This is a genomic window from Pseudomonas sp. (genome assembly GCF_037994325.1).
Lineage (GTDB): Bacteria > Pseudomonadota > Gammaproteobacteria > Pseudomonadales > Pseudomonadaceae > Aquipseudomonas.
This window is the reverse complement of record NZ_JBBNAH010000241.1, coordinates 1-7233: the sequence shown is the minus strand read 5'-3', so window position 1 is coordinate 7233 and position 7233 is coordinate 1. Positions and strand designations below refer to the sequence as shown.

At 58.7% G+C, this 7233-nt stretch carries 5 protein-coding genes, 3 tRNA genes and 1 pseudogene; 3 read left to right on the top strand and 6 right to left on the bottom strand.

Annotated features, from left to right (window positions below):
• Positions 1-368: pseudogene (locus tag AAAB16_RS08095) on the bottom strand (tryptophan--tRNA ligase); the annotation flags it as partial.
• Between the two features lie 18 nt (positions 369-386).
• Positions 387-1022, bottom strand: a complete 636-nt coding sequence (locus AAAB16_RS08090; protein ID WP_340662878.1) for an alpha/beta fold hydrolase — start codon at positions 1020-1022, stop codon at positions 387-389.
• A 172-nt stretch (positions 1023-1194) separates the two neighbouring features.
• On the opposite strand from AAAB16_RS08090, the gene AAAB16_RS08085 reads away from it, so the two are divergent.
• Entirely contained in the window at positions 1195-1653 is a 459-nt protein-coding gene (locus AAAB16_RS08085; protein WP_110617437.1) for a DUF1043 family protein, read from the top strand.
• Positions 1654-1850: 197 nt separating this feature from the next.
• On the opposite strand, the gene AAAB16_RS08080 is transcribed toward AAAB16_RS08085, so the two are convergent.
• The 3 genes from AAAB16_RS08080 to AAAB16_RS08070 all read right to left on the bottom strand — a co-directional run bounded on the left by AAAB16_RS08080 (position 1851) and on the right by AAAB16_RS08070 (position 2094).
• Positions 1851-1926, bottom strand: a tRNA-Lys gene (locus tag AAAB16_RS08080).
• Positions 1927-1931: 5 nt separating this feature from the next.
• Positions 1932-2008: transfer RNA gene (locus tag AAAB16_RS08075), tRNA-Pro, on the bottom strand.
• Between the two features lie 10 nt (positions 2009-2018).
• Positions 2019-2094 (bottom strand) — tRNA-Asn (locus tag AAAB16_RS08070).
• Positions 2095-2299: 205 nt separating this feature from the next.
• On the opposite strand from AAAB16_RS08070, the gene AAAB16_RS08065 reads away from it, so the two are divergent.
• Entirely contained in the window at positions 2300-4672 is a 2373-nt protein-coding gene (locus AAAB16_RS08065; protein ID WP_340662877.1) for a DUF1631 domain-containing protein, read from the top strand.
• Between the two features lie 9 nt (positions 4673-4681).
• A complete protein-coding gene (locus AAAB16_RS08060; protein WP_340662876.1) occupies positions 4682-5014 on the top strand; it encodes a PilZ domain-containing protein in 333 nt (110 codons plus the stop codon).
• A gap of 62 nt (positions 5015-5076) precedes the next feature.
• Here AAAB16_RS08060 and clpB read toward each other — a convergent pair.
• Positions 5077-7233: ATP-dependent chaperone ClpB (gene clpB / locus AAAB16_RS08055; protein ID WP_340662875.1), on the bottom strand; the 2157-nt coding region annotated here is incomplete at its 5' end.

The following is a 7233-nucleotide window of genomic DNA, read 5'->3' as shown; positions in this document are numbered from 1 at the left end:
TCCCCTTGCTCGACGTTTTTATCCACCGAAGCTTTGTAAGCATGGGCGCGGTTGAGCAAGCCCTTGGCCGCCACGCAGGTCAGCAACCAGGTGAGCTCGGTGATTTCCGGGATATCGGACTGACGATAAAAAGTGACGCGGTCGGTATCCAGACCGCAGGCCAGCCAAGTGACAGCAATCTCCAGACGCGAACGCTGAATACGCAGCGGCTCGTCGCATTTAATCAGGGCGTGGTAATCAGCCAGAAAGTAGAACGAGTCGGCGTCTGGCGCGCGGCTGGCAACGATGGCCGGGCGGATGGCGCCGGCGTAGTTGCCCAGGTGCGGTGTGCCGGTGGTGGTGATGCCGGTCAGGATACGAGTGGTCATTGGCGTTCGCTTATTAAGTCAGTTCGACAGGCGCGGCAGCAGCAGGTCTTTCAGCTCCGTGAGCTTGCCGTGAAAAAAGTGCCCGCATTCTGCCACTTTCAGTAGCTCGTGGGCACGCTCAAGGTCGGCCGACCAGGCGAATACTGTTTCCGGCGCAATGACTTCGTCCTGCTCGGGTTGGATCACGGTCAGCGCGCCATGCTGGGCGATAGGATTCTGCTCGCTCAGGCGACTCACCGCAGGCGCCACCATAAACAGTCGTTCAATCTCCACGCCACGCGCTTCCAAGCGTCCGCTGAGGCTGGCGGCGACGAAGCCACCAAAGGAAAAGCCAAACAGGTTGAGCGGTAGGTTCGGCTGCTCGGCGAGCAGCCAATTGGCCACGGCTTCAGCATCGTCCACCTCACCGCTGACCATTTCACTGGCGCCTTCGCTGGCGCCAACACCCCGGTAGTTAAAGCGCAAGGTGGCGTAGCCGGCATCGCGCGCGGTGCGCTGAAGTGTAGAAACCACTTTATTCAGCATGGTGCCGCCCTGCACCGGGTTCGGGTGGCAAATCAGCGCCAGGCCGCGGGCCTCGGGGAGGTCGAGATAGAGCGCTTCGAGTTGGCCGCTGGGGCCTTGAATAAACAGGGAGACTTCACGAGCTGACAACGGGGAACTCCGTGACCCGAGGGTGGGTCGACACGTCTTGGATAAGATCTTGTGGATTGGAACCTGCGGGCGCCGCTCTGGCGACGTTCGTCCCCATCAGGGCCGCGCCGCGCTATACAGCGCAGGTGTGAGCCGTTACCGTAATGCAAAGCCGTTTATAGAGGAAGGACTCGTGGAACAGACCCTATTGGCCTGGTTGCTCCCGGCACTCGCCCTGCTCGCAGGCGTCACCATTGGTTTTCTGGTGGCCCGCCTAGTACCCAGCGCCGCACCGAGCCGTACTCAGCGGCAACTGGACGAAATCCAGGAACGCTTCGATAGCTACCAAAGCGAAGTCGTCACCCACTTCAACACCACCGCCAGCCTGGTGAAAAAGCTCACGCAGAGTTACCAGGAAGTGCAGGAACATTTATCCGAAGGCGCCAACCGTTTGGCCCTGGATGAACTGACCCGCCAACGTTTGCTGGCCGCCCTGCACGATGAACAACCCGGTTCGCGTGAACGTTTGACACCACCGAAAGGCGCCGAAGTGCCGCGTGACTACGCACCGAAAAGTGCCGATGCACCGGGCATGCTGGACGCGACTTTTGGACTTAAGAAACCGCCTGTAAGCGACACATCGCCGCGTTAACCAAACACCCAATAAAAAGCCCCGCAGATGCGGGGCTTTTTATTGTCTGGCATCTGCCACTCGTTCTTTAACGAAGCAGGCCGGATGCAGAGTCAACACAAACAAAAAAGGCGCCCCGAAGGGCGCCTTTTCTGATGGCTCCATGTCGTTAAACATTTCGCCTAAGATTTAACTCTTCAAACATCAAGAGCCAAAAATGGTGGGTCGTGTGGGACTCGAACCTACGACCAATTGGTTAAAAGCCAACTGCTCTACCAACTGAGCTAACGACCCAAAAATGGTCGGGGTAAGGGGATTCGAACTCCTGACATCCTGCTCCCAAAGCAGGCGCGCTTCCTGTATGCGCTATAACCCGGTTGAAAGATTGGCTCCGCGACCAGGACTCGAACCTGGGACCCAATGATTAACAGTCATTTGCTCTACCGACTGAGCTATCGCGGAACTACTTGCTTCCATCTCGTTACGTCATTTGCTGTTAGGCATTTGCCGTATCGAGGCGCTGCATTTTAAGGATATTCGAAACCCTGTCAACCCCCTAAATAGCTTTTAAGACAATGATTTGCAGCGACGTGTTCACCGCTCTATGTTTGCCTGAGATATGATCGCTGCAGGATGCATAAGCCGGTCGGCTTGAACAGGACAGTCCATGAGCACGCAGGACCTACCCCCACTACCACGAACCAACCAGACGCTTGCCAGTCGCGGTATTCAGCCGCGCTTTGGTGAACTGGTGCAGGGTTGCCGCAAGCTCGCGATGAACCGCTTGGCCGAACACCTGACAGGGGTTTTTGGCCAGGTTGATGACACGCTGTTTGAGTGCGCAGAAAAAGCCGAGAACAATAAAGTGCAGTCGTTGTTCTTTGACAACATGCGCGAAATTCGTCGGCAGCGCCCGCAAATCGAACGCAGCTACCATCAACGTGTGGCGCAGAATTTTTCCAACTTTCTTGAAGGCACGCTTGAGCCCGAGGCCAATTCAGCGGCGCTACGCGCTGAAGACCTGTCGCTGATTCAGAACGAAGATTACGAAGAGAGCCTGCAAGTCACCAATATGGTCAGCCGGGTGAAGGCCCGCTGCGCCGAGCCGCTGTTTGCCCTTGAGCAACGGCTGGCGGTGCTGAACAACGGCCAGAAGCTTGGTGAAGACAGCAACCCGTTTGGCCCACGCGCCATTGCCCAAGCCTTTCGCGAAGCGCTAGCACCGACGCCCTTCCCGGCGCAGATCAAAACCATCCTCTATATGCTGTTTGATCGCCATGTGATGCAGAGCCTTGATCGCCTGTATGAGGCGATGAACCAACGCCTGATTGATGCCGGCGTACTGCCCAACCTCAAATACGCGCCGCAACGCACGCCCGATGCGCGTCGCGCGCCGACGACACCGCGCGAAGCCGCCTCGCCGGCTTCCGCTCCCGTTGCAGAAACACCCCGTGCAGCCGAGCCACGCACCACGGGCCCAGCAGCCCCGGCCAGCAACACGGCAACAACCGATACTGAAACGGCACGCGCGCCTTACGACACTTCCGGCCCGGAGCCAACCGACCCGGCCGTGTTGTTCAGCAGCCTGGCCGCGCTACTGGGCGAACGCCGTCACTACAACGTAGACGCGCCCTTGCTGGGCGGCACGCGCAGTATCGCCAGCTTTGCGCCGCAGGGCGCAACCCGCACCTATGCCGCCAGCGATCTGCTCGATGCGCTAAATCGCTTGCAGCAGCAATCGGCGCTGGATTTCTCGCAACGCTTGCAGCGCCCGCAACACGTTGAAGAGTTCAAGGTCGACCTGCAGCAGCAGCTCGAAGCCCATAGCAGCGAGCCAGGCCAGCACAAGCTTTCAGATCAGGAAGCGGACGTTATCGACCTGGTGGGCATGCTGTTCGACTTCATCCTGGATGATGAAAACCTGCCCGACAGCTGCAAAACCGCGCTTTCGCACTTGCACACGCCGTACTTGAAAGTCGCGCTGCTCGACAAGGCGCTGTTCACCCAGCATCACCATCCCGCTCGCCGCCTGCTTAATGCCATGGCCCAAGCCGGTGTGCTGTACGGCGGTGAAGACGATGACCGTGGCCTGCTGGCGAAAATTCACTGGGTGGTCGAGCGCGTTATCCAAGGCTTTGACGGCGACCTCAAGCTGTTTGAAAGCCTGCTGGAAGAATTCAACGAGTTCACCACCAACCTGCAACATAAGGTGGCTTTGCGTGAACGCCGTGCGGTGGAAGCGGCCAAGGGTCGTGACAAATTGCTTGGGGCGCGCCAGCAAGCGGTCGACATCATTGCCCGCGCCTTGGCCAATCGCCAACCGCCGCCCTTGATCCGTAACTTTCTTGAACTGACCTGGACCGACGCACTGGTGTTTGTGCTGCTGCGTCACGGCGAGCGCAGTGCTGAATGGCAGCGTTACAGCGAAGTGGCCGAACAGCTGGCCTGGAGCAGCACGCCATTAAACGAAGCCGGCCAAGAGCGCTTGCAGAGCATCCGCGTGCAGTTGTTGGAAGACCTGCGCAAAGGCCTGGAAATTCTTGGCGGTTATCACGAAGACGGTATTCGCCGCCTGCTGCAAGACATCGTTGCCTGCCAACACGCGGTGCAGGCCAAACAGCCGCAAGTGGCTGCCAAGCTCAACCCGGTGCTGCCGGAAAGCCCACTTGGCGCCATGCTCGGTGAAGACGCCGCGCTGGCCAACTCGGCGCCGCAAGCCTCAGGGCTGTCGTACAAAGCGCAGCTGATTGCCAAAGAGTTGGGACGTATCGAGTTTGGTACCTGGTTTGAATTTATTGATGGCGCGCAGGTGCGTAACCTCAAGCTCTCATGGTTCAGCCCGACCACGCACAACTACATGTTCGTCGACCACAGCGGCCAACGCGTGGCGATCAAACCGCTGACAATTTTAGCCAACGAGATGGAACAAGGCTTGGTTCGCATCCTCCAAACCGAACGCGCGGCCCCGCTGGTGGACCGTGCCCTGACCGCCATCTACCGGGTGTTGCAACGCTTCACCGGTCGCGCCGACAACAGTTAAGGAGCCGTAATGGACGATCGTCGCCAGCACAGCCGACACCCCGCCGAGTTGCACCTGGAAGTCTACGACCTGCACACCGAGCGCCATCTTGGCCGCGTGGTTGACCTGTCGATTGAAGGTTTCATGATCTTCGGCGACTGCCCGCAGGAAGCCGATGCGCTGCTGGAATGCCGCTTGGTTTCCTATCCGCCGGTAGAAGGTCTGACCGAAGTGCGCCTGGGCGCTGATTGCCTGTGGAGCCGGCCGGGGGCAGATGGGCAGCATTGCTGGTCGGGGTTTCATATCATCGACCTGGCTGAAGACCAGGCCGTTTTACTGCAAGGATTGCTGGAGCGCCTCTGACCGGCCCTTCAACGAAACGAAAAAAGCCCGGCGTTTGCCGGGCTTTTTGTTGCATCGCTTTTTTACTCGAAGACGATTTCGTCACCATCGACCACACCGGTCACCGTTGAGCCAGGCATAAACTTGCCGCTCAAGATCAACTGCGCCAACGGGTTTTCGATCCAGCGCTGCACCGCCCGTTTCAGTGGACGCGCGCCATACACCGGGTCGTAGCCCACAGCGATCAGCTTATCCAGCGCCTCATCGCTCAACTCCAGGCTCAGCTCACGCTCAGTCAAGCGTTGACGCAGACGACCCAGTTGGATCTGCGCAATACCGGCGATCTGGTCACGCGCCAGCGGCTCGAAGATCACCACTTCGTCGATCCGGTTGATGAACTCCGGACGGAAGTGGTTGCTCACCGCATCCATTACCGCCGCGCGCTGCGCCTCTTGGTCACCCACCAACTCCTGAATCTGCGCCGAACCCAGGTTCGAGGTCATGACGATCACGGTGTTGCGAAAATCCACCGTACGGCCATGGCTATCGGTTAAACGACCGTCTTCCAGCACCTGCAGCAGCACGTTAAATACATCCGCATGGGCCTTCTCGACCTCGTCGAGCAGCACCACCGAATACGGTTTACGCCGCACCGCTTCGGTCAGGTAGCCGCCCTCCTCGTACCCGACATAGCCGGGCGGTGCACCGATTAGACGGGCGACCGAGTGCTTCTCCATAAACTCGGACATGTCGATGCGCACCAGCGCCTCTTCGGTATCGAAGAGAAACTCGGCCAACGCCTTGCACAGCTCCGTTTTACCCACGCCGGTCGGGCCGAGGAACAGGAACGAACCGCTTGGCCGATCCGGGTCGGACAAACCGGCACGCGAACGGCGCACAGCGTTGGAAACCGCGACCACTGCCTCGTTTTGACCGATCACGCGCTTGTGCAGCAGACCTTCCATTTTCAGCAATTTGTCGCGCTCACCTTCGAGCATTTTCGCCACGGGAATACCGGTCCACTTCGATACGACTTCGGCGATTTCTTCTTCGGTGACGCGGCTACGCAGCAGTTGGTTTTCGGTTTTGCCATGCTGATCGACCATCTGCAGGCTGCGTTCGAGGTCGGGAATAATGCTGTATTGCAGCTTGGCCATTTGCTCCAAGTCGCTCTTGCGCCGCGCCGCTTCCAGTTCCTGGCGGGCCTGCTCGATTTTTTGCTGAATCTGCGCCGAGCCCTGCACTTCGGCTTTTTCCGCCTTCCAGATTTCCTCCAGATCGGCGTACTCGCGCTCGTACTTGGCGATGTCTTCTTTGAGTTTTTCCAGACGCTTAAGCGCAGCCTCGTCGCTTTCTTTCTTCAGCGCTTCACGCTCAACTTTCAGCTGAATCAGGCGACGCTCCAAGCGATCGAGCACTTCCGGTTTGGAGTCAATTTCCATGCGGATACGGCTGGCGGCTTCGTCCATCAGGTCGATGGCTTTGTCCGGCAACTGGCGGTCGGTGATATAGCGGTGGCTGAGTTTGACCGCAGCGATAATTGCGCCGTCGGTGATCGCCACTTTGTGGTGAACCTCATAACGCTCCTTGAGGCCACGCAGAATGGCGATGGTGTCTTCCTCGCTCGGCTCTTCCACCAATACTTTCTGGAAACGTCGTTCCAGCGCCGCATCCTTTTCGATGAACTGGCGGTATTCGTTCAGGGTGGTGGCGCCAACGCAGTGCAGCTCGCCACGAGCCAGGGACGGCTTAAGCATATTGCCGGCGTCCATGGCGCCCTCGGCTTTGCCGGCGCCGACCATGGTGTGCAATTCGTCGATAAACAAGATGACCCGGCCTTCCTGCTTGGACAGCTCATTCAGCACCGCTTTCAGGCGCTCTTCAAACTCACCGCGAAACTTGGCGCCAGCAATCAACGCGCCCATATCCAACGACAGCAGGCGCTTGTCTTTCAAGCCATCGGGCACTTCGCCGTTGACGATGCGCTGAGCCAGGCCTTCGGCAATAGCGGTTTTACCCACGCCAGGCTCACCAATTAGCACCGGGTTGTTTTTTGTGCGGCGCTGCAAGACCTGAATGGTGCGACGGATTTCATCGTCACGGCCAATCACCGGATCAAGCTTGCCCTCTTCGGCGCGCTTGGTGAGGTCGACGGTGTACTTATCCAGAGCCTGGCGCGACTCTTCGACGTTGGGGTCATTTACTGCATCGCCGCCGCGCAGGTTATTCACGGCGTTTTC

Bases quoted from the DNA above. Each gene is read 5' to 3' on its own strand.
- AAAB16_RS08060 (WP_340662876.1), top strand. From the start codon at position 4,682: ATGGACGATCGTCGCCAGCACAGCCGACACCCCGCCGAGTTGCACCTG.
- AAAB16_RS08065 (WP_340662877.1), top strand. From the start codon at position 2,300: ATGAGCACGCAGGACCTACCCCCACTACCACGAACCAACCAGACGCTT.